A 22,070-nucleotide genomic window follows, 5' to 3' on the forward strand; every position below is an offset into this window, starting at 1 on the left:
TACCATATCTAAAAAGAAGGGCTAGTCTTCGTCATAGAATTCAAGGATAACCTTTACCTTGACTTCCTGTTTTGATAGAGGAGGTATCTTATCACCGAAGTCGACTCCAATGGCCACGGGATTTCCCATGGAATCGTTAAATCTGACCTCAGCAACGTAATGCTTTGAGGGTCCACTGCTCATCATGTTCATGAGTTCTGAGTATATTCTGGAGATGGCCATCTGAAATGCAATTGGACTGGAAAGGTCCTCTGGCCTGAGCTGTATTGAGGCTAGATTTCCCATTACTTCACCTATCTTTGCCTTTGCCTCAAATTCTACCTTATGAGTAGGTTGACTCATGTCTATCTTATAATAAGATCTCCAGTGGTCTATTAAATATATGCCAAGAAGCCTTCAGCGCCCAAAATAGAATTATCTCTGGAACGGCGTAAAAAATCGCTATCTAACCGTTTATGCCTTTTTCCTTATACTTATCTCTATCGTAGATACCCTAGACTGCCTTCCGTCTTGGCTGGTCACTACTTGGCTACCTACGCCTATGGCTCTGATCTCTATCTTGTCTGGAAGGAATCTGTTCCTAACTATTTCCACAGTATCCACAGCTTTGCTTATTGCCCTTCCTCTAGCCTTTATTATGATCTCTGGAACGCCCTGGTTTAGCAGAGTCAAGGCAGCTAGGACATAGTTCATTACTGGCTTTTTACCTACAAGGACTACGTTACTTGGAGTAGGAGATGTTCCGCTCATTTTATTCACCTATGTGCGGATCATAACCATATCGTAAGTTTAAAAAGTTAATCGGACGGCCATTCAAGGTTTTGTAATAGTATTGGTATAATTTCACTTTATATCCAAGTTTTCCTTGATCGTGTCATAGTGTCGTCAAACTTTAAATTAGTTTTATGGCTTCGCGACTTCGCATTGAATTCCTTGAAACTTGAAATGTGTCAACGTGACGACACTATGAATCATGTTTGTGAATAAGGGAACTCTGAGTAATAATAAGAATTTAAAACGTTCTATTTTCAGTCAACGCTATCTGGAACTTATAAACGAAACGTTTTGGTAACATCTGGAGTCCTATCTTATAAATCCCTTCCCTTTCCAAGCTAGGAATTAATGATAACTTCAGTATTCCATAGCTCTTGTCCCAACTGTCAAGGACCTCTTGAAGATTACAGGGCTCTGGCAGGTTTACCGTGCAGTGCGTGCATGCCTGGAAGCGTCGACTCATTCAAGGATTTACCTCAGGAGGAAAAGATAAGGGTTGTATACAATATCTTGGTTAATAACGGGAAACTGGGAAAATACTGGGAACTGTACTACACCACAGAAATGTATAATGAGATTATCAACTATTTTAAACATGCCACAGGTAACGAACCCTGGTCACTGCAGAGGCTTTGGCTCAGGCGTTTGGGAGAGAGGGAGAACTTCTCCCTGTCTGCACCCACAGGGATGGGAAAGACCACCACCCTGATCTCATATTCAACTTACCTCTCCAAGGCAGTTTTATACATAGTCCCAACCAAATCCCTCCAGGAACAGATATGCTCCAAAATCGGAGCAATCTCAAGCGTTTCCTGCGGAAAGGTTGACCCCAACTCTATCTCTGTACTTACTGTAAGTTACGTTAACAAGAACTACGAGCAGATCAGGGATTACAGGCCAAATTTCATCGCAGTTGATGACGCAGATGCCATAATCAAGAGCGGGAAGACTACGGATAAACTTGTCGAGCTAATGGGAATCCCCAAGGACGTGTATGAGGACGCAATGAGGCTGGTGAGGCTCAGAAGGATGCTCTACTTAAAGGACAACAAGGACGAGATAATGGAGAAAATAGCCCTCCTGGAAAGGAAGATACAGAGCTTCACGGGGATAATTGCTCAGCTGGTTGTTGCCAGCGCAACCCTAAGACCCAAGGGGGTGAAACAGAAGGCGTTGAGGCATATCTCGGGCTTCGATATCTCCACAGCCCAAACTTACGCCCGAAACATAGTTGACTCATTCACTTCCACCAGTCTGGAAGAGGTGGTTCAGAGGCTGGGACCTGGAGGTCTGATCTTGGTCTCCAGGGAGTACGGAAAGGAGAAAATGAAGGAGATCAAGGAAACCCTAACATCCATGAACTTCAAAGTGGGTCTGGCTATCAGTGGCAGAAAGTTCCTTCAGGACTTTTCAGACGGAAAGACCGACATCCTTGTGGGCTCCGCCTCATATTATGGCGTGGCTGTAAGGGGAATAGACGAACCAAAGAGGCTGAAATATGTTCTGTTTTATGGAGTGCCCAAATCCAGAACCAGGGCAGAGGAATCTGTAAAGAATCCCTTCACGCTCTTGAGGGTGTCCAGACTCTTGGGGATACAGGTTCCTGAGGAAGAGATATTGGGCCTATCCCCAGCTGAGGCTCAGGCCATAAAGATAGCCATGATAACCGGTCAGCCTCTGGAGGGAAGGCTGGGCACACTCCTGGAAAAAATGAAGGTTCTCGTGAAGGAGGCTCAAGAGGCCCTCAAGAAGGTGAACGGAACCATTGTGGGAGAGACCTTCCAGATCTCTAGGAAGGGAAAGGAAGTGTTCATAGAGTACCCCGATATCATAACTTACCTCCAGGGCTCCGGGAGGAGTAGCAGGCTCCTAAATGGGGGGCTAACGCAGGGCCTGAGCGTCATCTTGGTGGATGATCAAGTTATATTTGAGCTCTTCAAGAGGAAGATGAACTTCCTGATTCCTGGGTTCGCCCCGGTAAACTTCGAAACCGTTGAGCTGGATAAGGTAAAAGAGGAGATTGAAAGGACCAGGAGGGAGGGAGGAAACAGGATAGAAATTAAAACGGGACTTTTGGTAGTCGAATCTCCCACTAAAGCTAAGACCATCTCTAGACTGTTCGGCTTTCCGGCCCGCAGAAGCATAGGAGGAGTTCCGGTATATGAGACCGTGGTGGTTGAGGGAAACAGGGTGTACATTCTGGACGTGATGGCCACAAAGGGCCACGTAACTGATCTCACGCTTGAGGAAAAGGGGTACTACGGTGTTGAGATCAAGGGGGACAGGCTCAGTCCCTTCTATTCCCACATATACAGGTGCTCCAGCTGTAAAAGATCTGTGAGTAAGGAAGTGGAAACTTGTCCCTACTGCGGATCCAACCTGATCTCCTCCTCTCTCTCAACTATCAACGCCATGAGAAAGCTCGCCCTAGAGGTGGACCAGGTATTCATCGCCACCGATCCGGACACCGAAGGTGAGAAGATCGCATTTGACGTTGCCATCAACATATCTCCGTATAACCCCAACATAGCTAGGATAAAGTATCATGAGGTTACCAGGAGTGGCATAGTGGAGGCATTGAGGACCTCTTCTTCCCTGGATATGAACGTAGTCTACAGTCAGATGGTGAGGAGGATAGAAGATAGATGGATCGGATTTGAACTGAGCAAACTGCTCAAGCTCAGGTTCGGAGATAGAAACCACGGAGCTGGAAGAGTGCAAACTCCGGTCCTAGGATGGATAGTCAAGAAGACCGTGGATTATAAGCAGAGAATGGGTTGGATACTTAACGTCAAGGTAGGAAGTTACGTGTACAGGGAGTTTCACAGGGAGAAACCCAACCTCCAGGACAAGACCGTGGAAGTTGACGTGGTGGAGGAAAGAGAGGAGACGTTACAGCCACCTCCACCCTTCTCCACAGACGACCTATTGATAGAGGCATATAGGTGGTACAAGATCCCAGCGGAGAGAGTTATGAGGCTTGCCCAGGATCTCTTCGAGAGCGGTCTCATTACCTATCATAGAACAGACAGCCACCATGTGTCTGGAAGGGGAATGGAGATAGCCAAAGAATATCTGGAGAAGACGAACCTATCCCACGAGTATCAGCCCAGGGGATGGGGGAGTGAGGGGACCCATGAAGCCATAAGACCTACTAGGCCACTGGACCTGGAGTCACTCAAGAGAGAGATTGCTGAGAACCCCACAATGCTTTCAGTGAAGTTTTCGTGGGCCCATTTCGCCTTGTATGACATGATATTCAGGAGATTCATGGCCAGCCAGATGCGCGAATCCAAAGGAGTTGTGAGGAAGTTTAGAATGAAGCTGGGAGAAAGAACCTGGGATGCGGAGCTATTGGTGAAAATGTATGGCGGTTTCTCCAACCTCTATACCTACAGGCTATATGACGTGCCTGTGGGAAAGACCAGTGCAGAGATCAGCGTGGTTAGGGGATCAGACGTGAGATTGCTCACCTATGCAGATGTCATTAAGGATATGAAGGAGAAGAGGATAGGAAGACCCAGCACCTATGCCAAAACCATTCAGTCCCTCCTAAGGCACGGATACGTGATCGAGAGCAAGAAGAAGGCAGTCCTAGTAGCAACAAAGAAGGGGATAAATGCCTACGAATTCCTCTCCAGGTTTCCAGACCTTACCTCTGAGGAGGTCACCGCGGATCTGCTTTCCAAGATGGATGCAATCTCCACAGGGAGTTTAGAACCAACCTCAGTACTGCTTCCGATTCTCCATAACCTACAAGGTCTAGAAACTCTTCCTAAGTCTGAACAGGAGATATGATATCCTTCTCCTGTCCTTGAATTCACTGCCTATGCTGACATCAACAAGGACTACACCATCTCCCAGTTTTTCCTTCAGGACGTTATATACATCCACGGTTCTATCTATCTCCCTACCGTAACCCTTGAGCTCCACGTCCTTAACTCCTTGGTTAAATGAGGAGATTATGTCTAATACCTGTTCCTCTATGGACTTATTCCTGCTTACTACGAACTGAGTACCTCTTTCCATTAGGACTTTCACTACACTCATGAACCGCGATTGACAAATAAATCTATTGATTGCACATTCAATTCCTCGCTTCAGTAACACGGGCCAGTATCATCCAATCATATCTTGGGCTCTCATCACGTATATTTGAGGTTCTGAATGTAAGCTGACGCATTTAGGAGGAGATAGGGAACGATATCCCTCCTCACGAAATAGTATCGTGGGGACATGTTACATATCATGGGATCCACCGGGTCGTGGATCCTAAGCTCCCCAACCTCATCCATTGGAATCCTCTTCGCGAACTCCTCTGGATTTTCTAATATCTGTTTTGGCTTAAATATCAACTCTGTGTTACTGGAACCTTCGATGGACCTCATTTCAGCTATGAAAGTTTCATCCTCGTTGATGGGAGCGAAGGAGGTATAGAACTCATCTGAGTTCACAAGTTGTTTCAGCTCTTCCACTGTGCACCACCTGATCTCCTTGCTATCCACGTCCACGAAGCTGGTTACCCTATACTTTGTGCTCGTCTTTCTCATCTGCTTTAGTTTCACCTCAAGGCTCCTTGGGGGAATAGATAACATCTCAGAAATTTCATGAACGGTATATGCTCCGCCTTTTAGCGCGTCGTAAATCAGGATGTTTATTCCAGAAATCCACGGCTTGATTGGGGCGTGTGATAGAACCGCCTCACTCAGTGGTGTCAGGTAATCAGATCTGACTATGGTTATCTTCCCTTCCCTTATCCTCCTCAGGGTAGCCATGGTCCCCCTTATGTTAAAGTATCTCTTGACTGTCTGCCTGAGACCTTCCTTTATTATCAGTTTGTCCTCCTTTGGGTTTATCTTGCCTATTTTACCAAAGCTGGCCTGTATCTCCTTCTCAACGGACATGAAGAGCGGAGATCTTAGAATTGACCTGAAAAGTATTCTCCTTATTTTCTCTTCCTTCATCTGGATCAGTTCCCTAAGGAGGTCCCTGTCTGTGATGTTTATCGAAAACCCGTAGATTGAAGCCCTGGTATAAACGTTGAGTGTGTACTTGGAGGTGGCCAGATACATAAGCATGTGGGCTATTGTGTTGGCTATCTTTTCATCAATTAACGTGGAATAGATGGTCTCCTTATCTGTTATAGTCATGTATATTACGTTCGATGAGGGTAGCGGTAACTTACCCTTTACGTATTTCTCCATTAGCGCACGTAAACTTACCTTGGCGTTCTCCTCTAAAACCTCACTCTCCAGTATTTTATCATTCTTAAACAATTCCTGTATTTCCCTGGGGATGAGTTGGGATTTGGGCACTCCTTCTCCCTTCCAGATGGGTATTTCTCCCTCTCCGCGATCTGCCGGTAACAGGTCCACCATCATCATTCCATTATGTATCCTTGCTACCTTCCACAACTTACCACTGATTCTGATCAGGTCGCCTGGACGAATATGCTTGTATACGTAGATCGCGTCTATCTCTCCTATTATCTTCTCTCCACTCCTCAGGGTGAACGCATCGTCGTTACTTATCAGCGAGAAGAACTCCGAGAAGTTCTTGGCCCACACAAAATTGTTGGATCTGTTGAAGGTCCAGATCTTGAAGAATGACTTTCCCAGCTTGAGTTCGTCTCCCTCCAAAACCACCAAGTTGTTCCTTTGAAGGTAGGAGATCAGGTTCCCAAACTCCTCCCTGGTCAGGTCCCTGTACACCTGAGAGGCCGTAATTACGGAAAAGACGCGGTCCAACTTCACCGAGGAGTACTGGAGTAGCATACCGAGTATCTCCCTGGCCACAACGTCCAGGGGTCTGATCCTCCTGGGAGGCTCCAGTTTCCCCTTTTTGGAAAGGGAATATATGGCCAGTGCCTCTAAACAATCAAAGTCCTGCACACAAATGATTTCCCCGTAAGGTATCCCTCCAACGCAATGACCGCTCCTCCCCAATCGTTGAAGGAACGATGCAACTGAGGGAGGAGGTCTATACATTATTATCTTCTTAACTTTCCCCACGTCTATACCGAGCTCAAGGGTCTTAGTGCAGAGAACGGCTCCAGCCTTACCGCTTCTCAGGTTCTCCTCCGCACTGCTCTTAGAATCCCTGGAAATGGAGGAGTGATGAACAAATATCCCCTTCTCCCCCAGTTTCTCCAGTTCCTCATGTAACCTTTCCGTGAGGAACCTAGAATTGGTAAATACCAGGGTGGGCGGTTCCAGAGATTCCTTAATGGTCTTGGCAGAGGCTACCCAGATATCACCCGAATCGCTAATGGACCTTATCTTGAGTCTGAACTCCTTCCCCGCCTCACTCTTTACTATGGTTTTGGGCCTACTTGAAGAACCGAAGAGCGTAGTCGCAACAGCTTCCTCGTTGCTGATGGTAGCTGACAGGCCAATTCTCTGAAAGTCCTTCCCCGAGAAATCCTTCAGCCTTTCAAGGAGGACGAAAAGCTGGGCCCCCCTCTTGGACCCCATGAGCTCGTGTATTTCGTCTATTACCACCCAGTTCACGTTCTTGTAGTTCTCCCTGAACTTGGACGCCCAGTCCATGTCTATTTCCAAGCCCTCAGGGGTGGTAACAAGGATGTGGGGAGCCTTTCTCAGCCTCATGTTTTTCTCCTTCTGCGGAACCTCCCCGTGTTTTCTATTCACCACAAAACCCAGTTTTGACGCCCACCAGTCTATCCTTATGGTAATGTCATTTATCAATGCCTTAAGTGGAGTAATGTAAATCATGGAGACGGGTTTCTGCTCTCCCTCCGACATAAGGCTGAGGATGGGGAGTAAAGCGGCCTCGGTCTTTCCAAATCCAGTGGGCGCTATGATCAGCGTGTTATATCCCCTCAATATAGGTTCCATGGCCATTTCCTGAATCTGGGTCATCTTAGTCCAGTTTCTCTCCTTCATCAGGCTCGATATCTTCTTGCTGAGAGAGTCACTCATCTATTTCACCATTATATCGTTTGGCGGGACAGTACCAGCTATGGTTATTTTTAAAAATATAAAATCTATCCTCGTCAATATGTCACAATCCCATGTTTGTGTCACATGCGGTAGGCCTTTCCCTGAAGGACAAGGAATAATTATGTCGCTGGCAGGAAGAACTCTGGAATTTCACAGTAAGGCCTGCGCGTACTCTTTCCTGAGGGAACTGGTGTTTTCAGTGCCCGAGGACTGCGTTTCATCTCCACTTAGGGAAATCTACGAAAAACACCAGGAGGCACTGGAGGAGATGAAGAAGAGGGCGGAAAAGAGGATTTGATCAGCGTAGTTTTGTTCATCACGATTCAGGGTCCGCCACACTCATCAGCGTGATGAGAACAGTTTTATTACTTAAAAAGGATTGACATGATTTGAATCTTCCATGGATATTTCTCTAAAGCGTGTGGACTCCTTTGAGTGGAGGATAGAAAGGAATGGTTGCATGAAAGTGCCAGCCACAGTCTTTGCAGATGACGTGCTCATCGAGAAAATGAAGCAGGACATGACACTGAGGCAGGCAACCAATGTGGCCTGTCTACCAGGAGTCCAGGAATCAGTTTTCGTGCTTCCTGATGGACATCAGGGATACGGTTTTCCCATAGGGGGAATAGCTGCAACCTCAATAGAGGAGGAAGGAGTAGTCAGTCCTGGAGGCATAGGTTATGATATAAACTGCGGAGTCAGACTGTTGAGGACCAACCTCGATTACTCCGACATTAAACCGAAACTGGTTGATGTAGTGGAGGAACTTCACAGAAGCGTGCCCAGCGGGGTTGGAAGCGAAGGTAGGATAAAGCTCACACAGCAGGAGTTGGATAACCTGCTCCAGGAAGGCGTTAGGTGGGCAGTGGATAAGGGTTACGGATGGAACGAGGATACGAATAACATTGAGCAGAAGGGTAGCTGGGAACTGGCCGACCCAAGTAAGGTTAGCCAAGTGGCGAAACAGAGGGGAGCAGCGCAGCTGGGAACTCTGGGTGCAGGAAATCACTTCCTTGAGGTCCAAGTGGTTGACAAGATATACGACGAGAGGATAGCAAGAGCCCTGGGGATAACTAGGGAGGGACAGGTTACTGTTATGATTCACACGGGATCCAGGGGTTTGGGACATCAGATAGCCAGCGACTATCTCCAGATAATGGAGAGGGCCATGAAGAAGTACGGAATAGAGGTACCCGATAGGGAACTCGCGGCAATTCCCTTCAACAGCAGGGAGGGACAGGACTACTTTAGGGCAATGGTCGCAGGGGCGAACTTCGCTTGGAGCAACAGGCAGCTGATCACCAACTGGGTGAGGGAGAGTTTCGGAAGGGTCTTCAAGGTCGATCCAGAAAAGCTGGACCTGCACATCGTGTATGACGTAGCACATAACATAGCCAAGATAGAGGAGTACGACATAGGAGGTAGGAGGAAGAAGGTTCTGGTTCACAGGAAGGGCGCGACCAGAGCCTTTCCACCGGGTAGCCCAGAAATTCCGCAGGAACACAGGGATATAGGACAGGTGGTCCTGATCCCTGGAAGCATGGGAACTGCCAGTTACGTGATGGCCGGTATACCTGAGGGGAGGAGGACTTGGTTCACTGCCCCACACGGAGCGGGGAGGTGGATGTCTAGGGAGGCAGCAGTAAGGAACTATCCTGCAAATTCCGTTGTGGGATCCCTGGAGGAGAGGGGAATAATAGTCAGGGCTGCCACACGCAGGGTAATAGCTGAGGAGGCTCCAGGAGCATATAAGGACGTGGACAGAGTCGCAAGGGTGGCTCACGAGGTTAAGATAGCCAAGCTGGTCATGAGACTTAGACCAATAGGAGTGACCAAGGGTTGAAAAGAGAGGACATCTTGGTGGAGGAAGTCCAGGACGTCACTCTCGACGAGCTTAAGGGGTCCAACCTCCTTGAGGTCTACAACAAGATTTACGGATTCAGCGCAGAGAGCCTTTACAGGGGATCTAGGATCCTCAAAAGGATAGTTTCCGAGTGTGATCTCAGGTTCATTTCCTTCACAGCTAACCTTGTGTCCACAGGACTGAGGGGTCTCCTTGCAGACATGATCAGGAGGGGATACTTTAACATGGTTGTTACAACTGGTGGAACAGTGGACCATGACATTGCCCGAAGTTTTGGAGGAAAGTACTATAAGGGATCGTTCGAGTTCAGCGATGAGGAGCTAAGAAGAATAAACGTGCACAGACTGGGAAATATACTCATTCCCTTTGAGGACTACGGAGGGGTGGTAGAGGACGCTGTAAACAGGATCGTTCCTCCCCTGGTTAAGGAGAAGAAGGAGTGGCCCGTCTATGAGCTCCTGTGGGAATTTGGCAAGAGGATAGAGGATAAACATTCCATCTTAAGGGCAGCCTACGACACCAAAACCCCCATAATTGTCCCAGGTATTGTGGACGGAAGCTTCGGAACCAACCTGTTCATTCAGTCCCAGTTCACAGGACTGAGAATAAACCTCTTTGAGGACATGAGGCTCATCAAGGATAGGGTGTTCTCCAGCAAGATGGCCGGAGCACTTCTCATAGGTGGTGGTATCAGCAAGCATCACACCATATGGTGGAACCAATTCAGGGATGGACTGGATTACGCGGTTTACCTCACCACCGCCCAGGAATTTGATGGAAGCCTCAGCGGAGCTAGGCCCAGGGAGGCAATCTCCTGGAATAAGATAAGGGAAAACGCGGAGCAGGCTGTCATCTACGCTGACGCCACCCTAGCCCTCCCGCTCTTGGCCACATCCTTAATAAGCTAAGTCGCATAATAATATGTCTATCATGGTGATTTAAGTGTCAGCTAAAGAGAAATTTACTAGTATCTCGCCGGCGGAGTTCTTTAAGAGAAACCCGGAACTGGCAGGCTTCTCCAATCCAGCCAGGGCCATGTATCAAGCCCTCAGGGAGTTAGTGGAGAACGCACTTGATGCCACGGACGTCCACGAGATTCTTCCCTCAATTAAGGTCGTGATCGAGAGGACCAGTCAGGAAAAGGAGATTTACAGGCTCACCGTGGAGGATAACGGAATAGGTATCCCTCCACACGTGGTTCCAGACGCATTTGGAAGGGTACTTTACAGCTCGAAGTATGTTCTCAGACAGACAAGGGGAATGTACGGGCTTGGAGTTAAGGCAGCAGTACTCTATAGCCAGATGTACCAAGACAAACCTATTGAGATAACCACCGCGCCAGTTAACTCCAAAAGGATTTACAGTTTTAAGCTGAAGATAGACGTCACGAAAAACGAACCCATCATATATGAGAGGGGATCGGTCAACAACGATACCGGTTATCACGGTACCTCGGTGTCCATGTATATCCTTGGAGACTGGATGAGGGCCAAAAGCAGAGTATACGAGTACATAAAGAGGACCTACATCATTACCCCTTATGCTGAATTCTACTTTAAGGACCCTGAGGGTAACGTTACCCTGTATCCCAGGCTCACCAACAAAATGCCTACCCCTCCCAAGGAGGTAAAACCCCATCCTTACGGTGTGGATATAGAGTTACTCAAGAACATGATCTCCAGGCAGAAGGAGGACACAACGGTGAAGGATTTCCTGGTGAAGGAGTTCCAGAGTGTTGGGGAAAAAACGGCCCTAAGCGTAATTGAGATGGCTGGCCTGGATCCTGAGAAGAAGGTCCAGAAGCTCACTGACGATCAGCTCTCCAAGCTAGTAGATGCCATGAAAAACTTCCCCGACTTCAGGCCCCCTTCACCTGAGGCTCTTTCCACCATTGGGGCTGACCTGATCGAACTGGGATTGAAGCAGACCTTTAACCCGGAATATGTGGGCGCGGTGACCAGGAGACCCAAGGCCTATCAGGGTCACCCCTTCATAGTTGAGGTTGGCTTGGCTTACGGTGGGGATATACAGCCCTCCGAGGAACCCACGGTCCTGAGGTATGCCAACAAGATCCCCCTCATATATGACGAGAAATCTGACGTGGTATGGAAAGTAGTTGAAGAGATTGACTGGAAGAGGTACGGAATAGAGGATGAACAACTTCCCCTGGTCGTCATGGTTCATCTCTGCAGTACAAAGGTACCCTATAAGAGCGCAGGAAAGGAGAGCATAGCTGATGTGGAGGAAATAGAGAAGGAGATCAGGAACGGAATAATGGAGGCCTCCAGATCTCTTAAGACCTTCATGACGGAGAAACGGAAGGAGGAAGAGGCTAGGAAGAGGCTTCTAACCTATCTGAAGTACATACCTGAGTTGGCCAGATCCCTTTCCATCTTCGTGACTGATGGAAAGAAGGAGTTAGCCCCCAAGGTCCAGGAGGAGATACAGAATAAGATGATTGACCTTGTGGTGACTAAGCTTAATATTAAGGACAAAGATTTGGAATTATTTAAGTCGTACAGGGTTGAGACATTATGAGCGAGTTCGTATCTAAGGTGGACAAGGAGGCAAGGAGCAGGGCAGCCGAGACCTTAAAGAAGAACTTCCTCACTCTCTTGGATCAGCTAAATAGGGGAGAACCCCTGGTCATGGAAATTCCCAAGCGAACCCTAGCTAATACAGTATATGACGAAAAGAGGAAACTCCTCCTCCTGGGAGAGGAGAAAATGAAGAGAAGCTTTCTGGACATGAACGAGGCAAGAAGGTTCATGCAGACAGTTCTCATGGGAAGTATCATTTATGACGCCCTCGTCAACGACGAGTATCCAACCATCCGTGACCTCTATTACAGGGGGAAGCACTCCATAATTCTCAGGGATCCCAAGGGAAAGACGCATGAGGAGAACACCTGGGATGAACAGAAGGAATCGGACAGCGTGATAATAGACATCGAGGTCTTCACCTCACTCCTCAGGGAGGAAATGCTGATCCTGAGCAAGGAGAAGGGGAAAGTGGTTGGAGACATGAGACTGAGGAGCGGTAACGACATAATAGATCTGAGCAAGATGGGGCATGGGGCCTACTCCATAGAGCCCACCCCAGACCTGATAGACTTCGTCGAGGTTAACGCTGATTACGTCCTTGTGGTGGAGAAGGATGCAGTGTTTCAACAGCTGCATAGGGCCGGCTTCTGGAGAAAGTATAAGTGCATCTTGATCACCAGTGCCGGACAGCCAGACAGGGCAACAAGGAGATTCCTCAGGAGGCTTAACGAGGAGTTGAAGCTACCAGTGTACATCCTGACAGACGCCGATCCCTATGGATGGTACATCTACAGCGTCTTCAGGATAGGATCAATCTCACTTTCCTATGAGAGCGAGAGGCTCGCCACGCCGGACGCCAAGTTCCTAGGGGTGTCAATGGGGGACATCTTTGGGACACCCAAGAAGAAAGCCTATCTCAGTGAGAGGGAGAGGTCCAGCTTCATAATAAAGGCCAAGGAAACCGACATAAAGAGGGCCCTGGAAATAAAGAACTACAGCTGGTTCAAGACCAAGAGCTGGGAGGAGGAGATAAACATGTTCCTACAGAAGAAGGCCAAGCTGGAAATAGAGGCCATGGCCAGTAAGGGTCTCAAGTTCCTCGCCTTCCAGTATATTCCTGAGAAGATTCAGACCAAGGACTTCATAGGGTAAGACCAAGGTTTGAAATGGTCAGACGAGACAGGTTATTTCATCGATCAAACTGAATTGGGCTCCTCATCCACCTCTAAATAGCCAAGTATCTCATTAAAAGTGTTCTTCTTGCACACCTTGCAGTAATGGTAAATTGATTTCTGCTTACTTATGTCAAAACTTACGTTGAGTAACAGCTCCGAACCGCACTCCGTACATCTAATTTTCCAAGGCATACTTATTTAGGGACGTGGGTTCAAAATAAATCTGCTGTGAAGAGGAATCTAGTCTGATCCATGATGAAGGGCCAAAGCTCAGAGCAAGAGTTTTAAGCCTAGTGTAGAAGTGGTGAACTGGATAATAATGGGGATAAATTACTCCACAGTTGGTGAAATGAAAGAAGGTAGCTACATAGTTATAGATGGCGAGCCCTGCAGAGTGGTAGAGGTTACCAAGGCCAAGACCGGAAAACACGGGAGTGCCAAGGCCAACATTGTGGCAGTCAGCATCTTCACCGGGGCCAAGAAGACTCTCATGGCTCCAGTGGACTCCACGGTAGAGGTTCCCATCATAGAGAAGCGCATGGGGCAGGTGATCTCCAACGTTGGTGACAAGGTTCAGATAATGGATCTTGAGACCTACGAAACCTTCGAGATAGATATGCCCACAGAGGAGGATGTGGCCAGCAAGATAAAGAAGGATGCAGAGGTGGAGTACTGGGAAGTGATGGGAAGGAAAAAGATAGTCAGGGTAAAGTAACTTGTTGGACGGAATAAGGGACGCTGTAAGGAAATTTTTGGGAGGTAACGCTTCCTACGAAGTAGCTGTGGAGGAGTTCATTAAGGATATTCAGAAAGCCCTTATTTCGTCAGATGTGCAGGTTAAACTTGTTTTCTCCCTCACCAGCAAGATTAAGGATAGGCTCAAGAAGGAGACTCCTCCCTCCAATCTTGAGAGAAGGGAGTGGTTCATCAAGATAGTTTATGACGAGCTTTCAGCCCTGTTTGGAGGGGACAAGGAGCCAGAGGTCAATCCAAAGTCGATCCCGTGGGTCATCATGCTGGTGGGCGTTCAGGGCACCGGGAAGACCACAACGGCGGGAAAGCTTGCGTACTTCTACAGAAGGAGAGGTTACAGGGTAGCCCTTGTTGGAGCAGACGTCTACAGGCCCGCAGCTCTGGAACAATTGCAACAGATAGGGAAACAGATAAACGTACCAGTTTACGGAGAGCCAGGGAGCCAGGACGCCGTGGGAATAGCAAAGAGGGGAGTGGAGAAGTTCCTCTCAGAGAGATATGAGCTTGTGATTGTGGACACCGCGGGCAGACACGGATACGGTGAGGAGGTTAAACTCCTGGAAGAGATGAAGGATATATACGAAAAGATCAAGCCCAACGAGGTAATCCTGGTTATAGACGCCTCTCTGGGCCAGAAGGCCTACGATCTGGCCAAGAGGTTCCACGAGGCCAGTAACGTGGGTTCCATTATCATTACCAAGATGGACGGTACCGCAAAGGGCGGGGGTGCTCTTTCAGCAGTGGCAGCCACTGGAGCTCCCATCAAGTTCATTGGAGTGGGCGAGAAAATAGATGAGCTGGAGGTATTCAACCCAAGGAGATTTGTTGCAAGGATTCTGGGAATGGGAGACCTTGAGGCCATCATTGAGAAAATGAAGGCCATGGAGGATTATGAGGGAATACAGAAGAAGATGGAGGAAGTCATTACAGGTAAGTCTAAGCTCACCCTCAGGGACATGTACAAGCAGATAGTGGCTGTGAGGAAGATGGGTCCACTCTCCAAGATCCTTCAACTTATACCCGGTATGAACATGATGGGAGACATCCCTGAAGATCAGGTTAAGGTGGGAGAGCAGAAAATGCAAAGGTGGCTCTCCATCATGAATTCAATGACCTATCAGGAGCTGGACAACCCCTCAATAATTGATAAGCAAAGGATGAGGAGGATAGCCATGGGATCTGGAACGGAAGTGGAGGAGGTCAGGGAACTCATAGAACACTTCAATACGGTGCAGAGAACTCTTAAGATGCTCAAGAGAAGGAAGAAGGATGTGGAAAAACTCTTCGGCCAGCTGGGTGGCTGAGCAGGCCCTATCCCTACTGGAAAGGTATCCACTCTGTGACTCCTGTCTGGGCAGATGCTTCGCGAAGCTCGGTTACGGTCATCTCAACAGCGAAAGGGGTAGATCCATAAAGCTCTCCCTGATCCTGGAAATTGATAGGAAGATCAAGGAGCATCAACTCCCCGACCTGGAGGGGATAAGGGAAGTACTCTTCAACATGGGGGGAGCAGGTGAATCGCTCTTTTCCCACTATTTTGGAAAGGGCTTTCAGAGGAGAGCCTGTTACCTCTGCAATGACGTCTTGGCACAGGTGAAGGAGGACTTCGTGGCAAAGGCCCTTTCCATCCTGAGAACCTCTCCCATGAGGTACGTGCTAGGTGTCAGGCTCTCCCCCAGAATGCAGGAACTGGAGACCAACTTCGCCGTTGGCAATGGCCTGATGTATTACGAGAGCATGAAGGCTGAGATCAGGAGGGAAGTGGGGAAGAAACTATCTCAGCTTGGTTTTGAGCCAGACATGGACAATCCTGAGGGAGAACTGGTGTACGACTTGGATACCAGGAGCGTTGAGGTGATAAGGAAGAACCAGAAGGTACTTTATCTCTACACTAGGCTCTCAAGGGGAGTCCCCATATCGTCCTGGTATTCCAGGGGAGGAGATTCGCTGGATAGGGAGATAGGAAACAAGATTATTATACCCTTCACCGAGCCCTCAGATGTGCGCATACTTGAACCCTACCCCCTGATAATAGAGGACTATCATGAGGAGAGAAAGGAGGTCATGGGCTACTCCCTTGTTAAGGTTTCCTCACTTGGCAAGAGCGAGTTCAATCTGCTCGTGGAAAACAAGCCCCTATCCAGGACCTACAGGGTGATCTTCTACTCCACTGAAAAGAAGGGGCACGAGATATATGACGGCATACAGGACATGCTAGTCGAGGCAAGGAATTTCGACGAGCTCATGGAAAAGATCAAGGAGATGAACGTGGAGATCATCTCTGTGGATCTGATTCGCACAGAGGGAAAGCATAGAAGAATAAGAGCTCTTTTAACCAAGACGGAGTAACTAAGTTATGCGCGTGGGGTTAGCCGGATTAGGAGTAATGGGTTGGAGAATAGCTGTCAACTTAAGAAATGCAGGCAAGCTGGACGTGGTGTATAACAGGACTACCTCCAAGGCGGAGGAGTTCTCCAAGAAATATCAGGTGAAGATAGCCAAGAATGTCAGAGAGTTGGCTCAGGAGTCAGACGTGATAATCCTCATGCTATCTGACGACATGGCGGTCAAGGAAGTGATATCGGAAATCCTCCCTGTGGTCAGGGGTAAAACTTTGGTAGACATGTCCACCATCTCTCCCTCACTTAGCATGGAGTTAGCAACACAGGTATTCAACGCCGGAGGAAGGATGTACGACGCTCCCGTGGTGGGTACTTCTGTCATGGTGGAACAGAAGAGGTTAACGGTACTGGTAGGGGGACCAGAGGATGGATTCCCAGAGATACGGGACCTTCTCTCCCACACCGCTTCCACCGTGCTATACATGGGTAAGAACGGAATGGGCCTATACGCTAAACTGGTTAACAACTTGCTCATAGGTGCCTACGTGGCCTCTATGGCCGAGGCATTCAACCTGGGAGTCAAGAGCGGACTGGATCCCAAGCTTGTGGCTGAATTCCTCGCCAAGTACAGCAGTGCCAGATCTCCCACATCCGAGATCAAGGCCGGAAAGATGGCCTCCAGGGACTACTCGACCCAATTCGCCACCAAACATATGAGAAAGGACCTTGAGATAATAGATAGGGAGGCTCAGAGGCTGAGAATAATCACCCCGATGTCCTCCCTCGCCCTCCAGCTCTACAGGATGGCGGAGTCCTGGGGCTTCTCGGAGGACGACTACATCTCGGTACTGGAGGTCTTCATGAAAAAATAGGGGTGTTTCGTCATAAAGACATGGATGATCACACCTCTTTTTCTTCCTGTTAGAGGAGGAACAGAAGTCCACGTTTATAATCTGAGCAAGGAACTGGTTAAGCTTTCGGTTGGCGTTGAAGTACATACTACCAGGGATACTTACGAGGAAAAGGGTGTTCTCAAACCGCTCGAGGTTATAGACGGGATAAAGGTGATAAGGCATCCCAGGACATGGAGATTTAGTAAGGAACCCGATTTACTCCATTTTCATAACCTAGGAAGAAAATTTAGTCCCTGGAACCTTTACACCTTTTGGTTTACCTTATTTGAGTCAAGATTTTACGATATTCCCATGGTCATAACTCCACACGACATTTTTGTGGTAAATAGGGGACTCATTTTAGATACGTTACAGAGGTACATGGGAAATAGACTTCACCGCATAATCGCAGTAAGCGAGTGGGAAAAGGAAGAGATGATAAGAAAAGGTTTCCAAGGAAGCAAGATTGTAACCATACCAAACGGCGTAGAAGATAAGGTATTTGACTACCCAGCAAGGGAAGGAACACATGACTATTTATTCTATTTGGCTAGAATTAGTCCCGAAAAGGGCCAACTATTTGCCGTTAAATGCGTCGAGAATATGGACATTAAGTTAGTGCTGGCGGGACAGGTGAGAGATCGGGAATATTTTGAACTTCTGATGAGGACTGTAAAGGAATTAGGACTAGAAAACAAGGTAAAGTATCTAGGACAGGTGACGGACGAGGAAAAATACGCCTTGATTGATGGTTCTCTTGCGCTCATCTTAACGTCGGAAGTCGAGGCGGATCCATTAGTGGTTAAGGAGGCCATGGTTAGGGGAGTTCCAGTTATTGTTGGCGATAGGGCAAAGGTTCTTCCCACTTTAGTCAAGGATCGCGTTAATGGGTTTGTGGTCTCCAACTGTGAGCAACTGAAACAGGCAGTAGAGTCCCTAAGGGACCCAAACCTGAGGAAAGAGATAGGAGAAAGAAACAGGGAAATCTCCAAGAACTGGAGATGGAGAGAAGTGTCCCTTAAGGTTCTCGAGCTTTACAAGAGCCTTACCTAACTCGTGTTTCCCAGTTGCAAATCGCATCTCTCATTTCCCAACATTTTTAACGTCTCCCCTCTCTCTTTACCCGATGTTTCCTGTTCAGGGAAAAAGAGTCCTTGTTACCTCATCCACGGAGGGAATAGGCAGGGGAGTTGCAGAGACCTTCGCCTCCAACGGTGCAATCGTCACAATCACCTCCAGATCCAGAGAGAAGCTGGAGAGCGCCCTGCACCACCTGAGGAGAATTAACCCAGCAGTTTACGGCACCCAATCAGACATGACCAATCTGGACTCGCTGAACTCCCTGGTCTCATACGCCCTCCACGTGATGGGAGGAATCGACATCCTGGTGGTGAACTCTGGAAATCCACCCAGGGAGCCAGTCACCTTTTCAGGCACCGAGATCCAAGACTGGGAGCATGCAATTAGGTTATATCTGCTCAGCGCAGTCTCGCTCACCAAACTTGTCATCCCCAACATGGTCTCCAGAGGATGGGGCAGGATCTTCTTTCTCTCCTCCTGGACCGTGAGGGAACCCCAGAGCATTCTAGTCCTTGCAGACGTTTCCCGTTCACCCCTCCTCCAGCTCACCAAGATACTCTCCAGGGATTACGGGAAACATGGCATCACAGTGAATACCATCCTCATGGGGAGCTTTCCCACCGAGGGGGCCAGAAGGACCCTTTCCCGATACGCCGAATCCAAGGGCCTTCCCTTCGATCAAGTTTGGAAGGAGAGAGTTCTGGACCCCATCTCAGTTGGCAGGATAGGTGACGTGAAGAGGGACCTCGGTTCTCTCCTCCTCTTCCTCTCAAGCGATATGGGTAGCTACATCACAGGCACAGGAATCCTAGTAGATGGAGGAACCAGTTCCGCAGTTTAAGGCAGTCCTTCAATGTCAGTCATTGATAAACTCATGGTATTATCAATTGCGATACTCATGGAAAGGTTTATAATATGAGTCCTACAACATTAAATTGATGAACATGACATACAAGAAGGCAGTCAAGATCAAGACGCCTGGAGGAAAGGAAGCTGAGCTAGCCCCAGAAAAGGCATGGACCCTAGCCCCTAAGGGCAGGAAAGGAGTCAAGATAGGCCTGTTCAAGGACCCCGAGTCGGGGAAGTACTTCAGGCACAAGCTACCCGACGACTATCCAGTTTAAACTTTTTATTGAGATCCCGATTCTTCCCTGATGAAACTGGTAGTCAAGGTAACAGGGAAGTTTTTTGATGCTGAAGGAGACAAGAGCCAACTCTCGTCATCCATCAGGTCCCTTGTGCAGGAGGGTCATCGCGTGGCCCTGGTGACGGGAGGAGGGGCCACCGCGAGGAGATACATCTCTCTGGGCAGGTCCCTTAACCTGAACGAGGCAAGCCTCGACCTCCTTGGAATCTGGGTGGCCAGGCTCAACGCGTTCCTCATGGCCATGTCCATGCCCGACCTGGCCTACGCCAGGATTCCGGAGAGCCTGGAACAGTTCCTGGAGTACTGGGGTCACGGAAAGGTGGTGGTGGTTGGAGGATTTCAGCCTGGACAATCCACCGCTGCTGTCTCAGCCCTGGTGGCGGAGGCAATTTCGGCTGACTATCTGATCATGGTCACCACGGTGGAGGGGGTGTTTGACAGCGATCCCAAGAAGAACCCCAACGCCAGGTTCCTCCCCCGGGTCACCACAACCCAGTTGAGATCCATCCTGGAGTCCACTCAGTCCGTCAAGGCGGGGACATACGAGCTTCTGGATCCCATGGCCATGAAGATCGTGGAGAGGTCCAGGATCAGGGTGATAGTGACAAGCGTTGACAAGATAGGGAAGCTTGCAAGAATTATTAAGGGAGAAGAAACTGCTAGTATAGTTGAGCCGGTGTAACCATGTCAGTCCTGGATCAAGAGGAGTTCGTGGAGCTCAGAAAGTACAAATCCAAGGTAAACCCCAAAGAAGTGGAGGCAATACTCTCCGAGGTGGAAATGGAGAGCAGGAAGAACGCGATCAAGACTGCCCTCATCTTCGTGTACGCCAACCACGTGGAGTCCATCACAAGGAACAGGCCCCTCTACAACCTGATCGGGGCAATCCTCGAGAAGTATTCCCCCAAGATGGGGATAGAAAGCGTTAAAGAACTCATATTAAACTCCCTATCTTAGTTCGAACTTTTCACTGGTCTTTTACGTAGATATTAATAAGTTTCTTACCGATCTAGAACTTCTAGGTGCGATAGATGAAAGTAGGTATACTGGACTCTACTTTGAGGGAAGGCGAACAGACTCCCGGAGTTGTGTTCACCACGGAACAGAGGGTTGAGATAGCCAAGGCCTTGTCAGACCTGGGAGTTTCCATGATCGAGGCCGGTCACCCGGCGGTTTCACCGGACATTTACGAGGGAATAAAGAGGATTGTGAAGCTCAAGAGGGAGGGGGAAATAACCTCAGAAATCCTAGGCCACAGCAGGGCAGTGAAGAGGGATGTGGAGGTAGCCAGCGAACTGGAAGTTGACAGGATAGCCATCTTCTACGGGGTCAGTGACATTCATCTCAAGGCCAAGACCAGGACCACAAGGGAGGAGGCACTCAACATCATTGCGGACGTGGTTCAATACGCCAGATCGCACGGGGTTAAGGTCAGGTTCACCGCCGAGGACGCGACCAGGACCGACCTGGATTATCTAGTTAAGGTGGCGAAGACGGCGAGGGATGCTGGAGCTGACAGGGTGAGCATAGCAGACACGGTGGGAATCCTCTATCCCACCAAGACCAGGGAACTATTCTCCTACCTCGTGAGGGAGGTGCCTGGAGTTGAGTTCGATATCCACGCCCACAACGACCTTGGAATGGCTGTAGCCAACGCCCTGGCAGCCGTTGAGGGCGGGGCAACCATAATCCACGCCACGGTGAACGGTCTCGGAGAGAGGGTTGGGATAGTGCCTCTCCAGACCGTGGCAGCTGCACTGAAGTATCACTTTAACGTGGACGTGGTGAGGCTGGACAAGCTGTCGTCTGTTGCCTCCCTTGTGGAGAAGTACAGCGGAATACCTATGCCCCCCAACACACCAATCACGGGAGATTACGCCTTCGTACATAAGGCAGGAGTTCACGTGGCCGGAATATTGAGCGATCCCAGAACCTACGAGTTCATGCCGCCTGAGGTCTTTGGCAGGTCCAGGGACTACGTCATAGACAAGTACACGGGGAAGCACGCACTCAAGGACAGGTTTGAAAGACTGGGGGTGAAACTGGACGACAGGGAGATGGAACAGGTCCTCGCAAAGATCAAGTCCAGCGAGGGAACCAGGTACTTCAGGGACGTGGACCTCCTGGAGATAGCTGAGGAGGTGACCGGGAAGGTGCTGAAACCCAGACCCCCTGAGAGGATAGAGGCCGTGGTCTCAGTGAAGTGTGGCTCAAACGTTTACACCACATCCGTGACCAGGAGGCTGGCCGTGATCCCGGGGGTTAAGGAGGTAATGGAGATCTCAGGTGATTACGACATAGTGGTCAGGGTGGAGGCCAGGGATTCGGCTGAGCTCAACAACATTGTGGAGAGCATAAGGTCAGTGAAGGGAGTGGAGTCAACGCTGACATCCCTGGTGCTCAAGAAAATGTAGTTGACCCTGGGCTTGAACCACCTCCAGGCAAAACCTTCGCTTGTTGTGTTGCTACAGTGTCGTTAAGCTTACATTCTGTTTTATCGCTTTGCGACTTCTCATTGAATTCCTTGATAGCACTTT

General features: G+C 48.9%; 21 protein-coding genes. 16 read left to right on the forward strand and 5 right to left on the reverse strand.

Annotation, left to right across the window (positions count from 1 at the left end):
• Positions 1 to 21: 21 nt before the first annotated feature.
• A complete protein-coding gene (locus QVC96_RS13300) occupies positions 22 to 342 on the reverse strand; it encodes a hypothetical protein (protein WP_238025967.1) in 321 nt (106 codons plus the stop codon).
• A gap of 111 nt (positions 343 to 453) precedes the next feature.
• Positions 454 to 750: a DNA-binding protein Alba gene (gene albA, locus QVC96_RS13305; protein WP_238025966.1), complete on the reverse strand. Its 297-nt coding sequence runs from the start codon at positions 748 to 750 to the stop codon at positions 454 to 456.
• Between the two features lie 372 nt (positions 751 to 1,122).
• Between albA and rgy the strand changes: the two genes are divergently transcribed.
• On the forward strand, positions 1,123 to 4,572 hold the full coding sequence (rgy, locus tag QVC96_RS13310; protein ID WP_287689520.1) for a reverse gyrase: 3,450 nt from the start codon (positions 1,123 to 1,125) through the stop codon (positions 4,570 to 4,572).
• Here the strand turns inward: rgy and QVC96_RS13315 are convergent.
• Together QVC96_RS13315 and QVC96_RS13320 are read right to left on the reverse strand one after the other, a co-directional pair.
• The gene (locus QVC96_RS13315) at positions 4,537 to 4,815 is read right to left on the reverse strand and encodes a DNA-binding protein (protein ID WP_342765755.1); all 279 of its coding nucleotides are present in this window, start codon (positions 4,813 to 4,815) and stop codon (positions 4,537 to 4,539) included. The two genes, rgy and QVC96_RS13315, sit on opposite strands and share 36 nt — an antisense overlap.
• Before the next feature lie 104 nt (positions 4,816 to 4,919).
• Positions 4,920 to 7,715 carry a DEAD/DEAH box helicase gene (locus QVC96_RS13320; RefSeq protein ID WP_287689521.1) on the reverse strand — a complete coding sequence of 932 codons (2,796 nt, stop codon included), beginning with the start codon at positions 7,713 to 7,715 and terminating at the stop codon, positions 4,920 to 4,922.
• Positions 7,716 to 7,794: 79 nt separating this feature from the next.
• Here QVC96_RS13320 and QVC96_RS13325 point away from each other — a divergent pair, with 79 nt between their 5' ends.
• The 5 genes from QVC96_RS13325 (at position 7,795) to QVC96_RS13345 (ending at position 13,295) form a co-directional block, all read left to right on the forward strand.
• Entirely contained in the window at positions 7,795 to 8,034 is a 240-nt protein-coding gene (locus tag QVC96_RS13325) for a hypothetical protein (RefSeq protein ID WP_287689522.1), read from the forward strand.
• A 102-nt stretch (positions 8,035 to 8,136) separates the two neighbouring features.
• Positions 8,137 to 9,579, forward strand: a complete 1,443-nt coding sequence (locus QVC96_RS13330) for an RtcB family protein (protein WP_238025962.1) — start codon at positions 8,137 to 8,139, stop codon at positions 9,577 to 9,579.
• The gene (locus QVC96_RS13335) at positions 9,576 to 10,508 is read left to right on the forward strand and encodes a deoxyhypusine synthase (RefSeq protein WP_238025961.1); all 933 of its coding nucleotides are present in this window, start codon (positions 9,576 to 9,578) and stop codon (positions 10,506 to 10,508) included. Before QVC96_RS13330 ends, QVC96_RS13335 begins: the two co-directional genes overlap by 4 nt.
• A 34-nt stretch (positions 10,509 to 10,542) precedes the next feature.
• Positions 10,543 to 12,138 (forward strand): DNA topoisomerase VI subunit B, encoded by a 1,596-nt coding sequence (locus QVC96_RS13340; protein ID WP_238025960.1) that lies wholly within the window; start codon positions 10,543 to 10,545, stop codon positions 12,136 to 12,138.
• The gene (locus tag QVC96_RS13345) at positions 12,132 to 13,295 is read left to right on the forward strand and encodes a DNA topoisomerase IV subunit A (protein ID WP_238026065.1); all 1,164 of its coding nucleotides are present in this window, start codon (positions 12,132 to 12,134) and stop codon (positions 13,293 to 13,295) included. The genes QVC96_RS13340 and QVC96_RS13345 overlap by 7 nt, the downstream gene beginning before the upstream one ends.
• Positions 13,296 to 13,339: 44 nt before the next feature.
• Here QVC96_RS13345 and QVC96_RS13350 read toward each other — a convergent pair whose 3' ends face one another.
• The gene (locus QVC96_RS13350; RefSeq protein ID WP_238025958.1) at positions 13,340 to 13,510 is read right to left on the reverse strand and encodes a hypothetical protein; all 171 of its coding nucleotides are present in this window, start codon (positions 13,508 to 13,510) and stop codon (positions 13,340 to 13,342) included.
• Between the two features lie 127 nt (positions 13,511 to 13,637).
• On the opposite strand from QVC96_RS13350, the gene QVC96_RS13355 reads away from it, so the two are divergent.
• The 10 genes from QVC96_RS13355 to lysS all read left to right on the forward strand — a co-directional run bounded on the left by QVC96_RS13355 (position 13,638) and on the right by lysS (position 21,947).
• A complete protein-coding gene (locus QVC96_RS13355) occupies positions 13,638 to 14,033 on the forward strand; it encodes a translation initiation factor IF-5A (protein ID WP_238026064.1) in 396 nt (131 codons plus the stop codon).
• A 1-nt stretch (position 14,034) separates the two neighbouring features.
• Complete coding sequence (locus QVC96_RS13360; protein ID WP_238025956.1) at positions 14,035 to 15,375, forward strand: signal recognition particle protein Srp54; 1,341 nt, start codon at positions 14,035 to 14,037, stop codon at positions 15,373 to 15,375.
• Positions 15,341 to 16,420 carry a pseudouridylate synthase gene (locus tag QVC96_RS13365; RefSeq protein WP_238025954.1) on the forward strand — a complete coding sequence of 360 codons (1,080 nt, stop codon included), beginning with the start codon at positions 15,341 to 15,343 and terminating at the stop codon, positions 16,418 to 16,420. The genes QVC96_RS13360 and QVC96_RS13365 overlap by 35 nt, the downstream gene beginning before the upstream one ends.
• Positions 16,421 to 16,427: 7 nt before the next feature.
• Entirely contained in the window at positions 16,428 to 17,285 is an 858-nt protein-coding gene (locus QVC96_RS13370) for an NAD(P)-dependent oxidoreductase (protein ID WP_287689523.1), read from the forward strand.
• 24 nt (positions 17,286 to 17,309) lie between these two features.
• The gene (gene agl16, locus QVC96_RS13375; protein WP_287689524.1) at positions 17,310 to 18,359 is read left to right on the forward strand and encodes a glycosylation protein Agl16; all 1,050 of its coding nucleotides are present in this window, start codon (positions 17,310 to 17,312) and stop codon (positions 18,357 to 18,359) included.
• 73 nt (positions 18,360 to 18,432) lie between these two features.
• Complete coding sequence (locus QVC96_RS13380; protein ID WP_287689525.1) at positions 18,433 to 19,227, forward strand: SDR family oxidoreductase; 795 nt, start codon at positions 18,433 to 18,435, stop codon at positions 19,225 to 19,227.
• Between the two features lie 103 nt (positions 19,228 to 19,330).
• A complete protein-coding gene (locus QVC96_RS13385) occupies positions 19,331 to 19,510 on the forward strand; it encodes a chromatin protein Cren7 (protein ID WP_012021704.1) in 180 nt (59 codons plus the stop codon).
• Between the two features lie 30 nt (positions 19,511 to 19,540).
• Positions 19,541 to 20,215, forward strand: a complete 675-nt coding sequence (pyrH, locus tag QVC96_RS13390; protein ID WP_287689526.1) for a UMP kinase — start codon at positions 19,541 to 19,543, stop codon at positions 20,213 to 20,215.
• Positions 20,216 to 20,217: 2 nt separating this feature from the next.
• Positions 20,218 to 20,490, forward strand: coding sequence for a hypothetical protein (locus tag QVC96_RS13395; protein ID WP_238025949.1), 273 nt, complete (start codon positions 20,218 to 20,220; stop codon positions 20,488 to 20,490).
• Between the two features lie 74 nt (positions 20,491 to 20,564).
• The gene (lysS, locus tag QVC96_RS13400) at positions 20,565 to 21,947 is read left to right on the forward strand and encodes a homocitrate synthase (RefSeq protein WP_238025948.1); all 1,383 of its coding nucleotides are present in this window, start codon (positions 20,565 to 20,567) and stop codon (positions 21,945 to 21,947) included.
• The last annotated feature ends 123 nt before the right edge of the window (positions 21,948 to 22,070 follow it).

The sequence above is a fragment of the Metallosphaera javensis (ex Sakai et al. 2022) genome (assembly GCA_021654415.1).
GTDB lineage: Archaea > Thermoproteota > Thermoprotei_A > Sulfolobales > Sulfolobaceae > Metallosphaera > Metallosphaera javensis.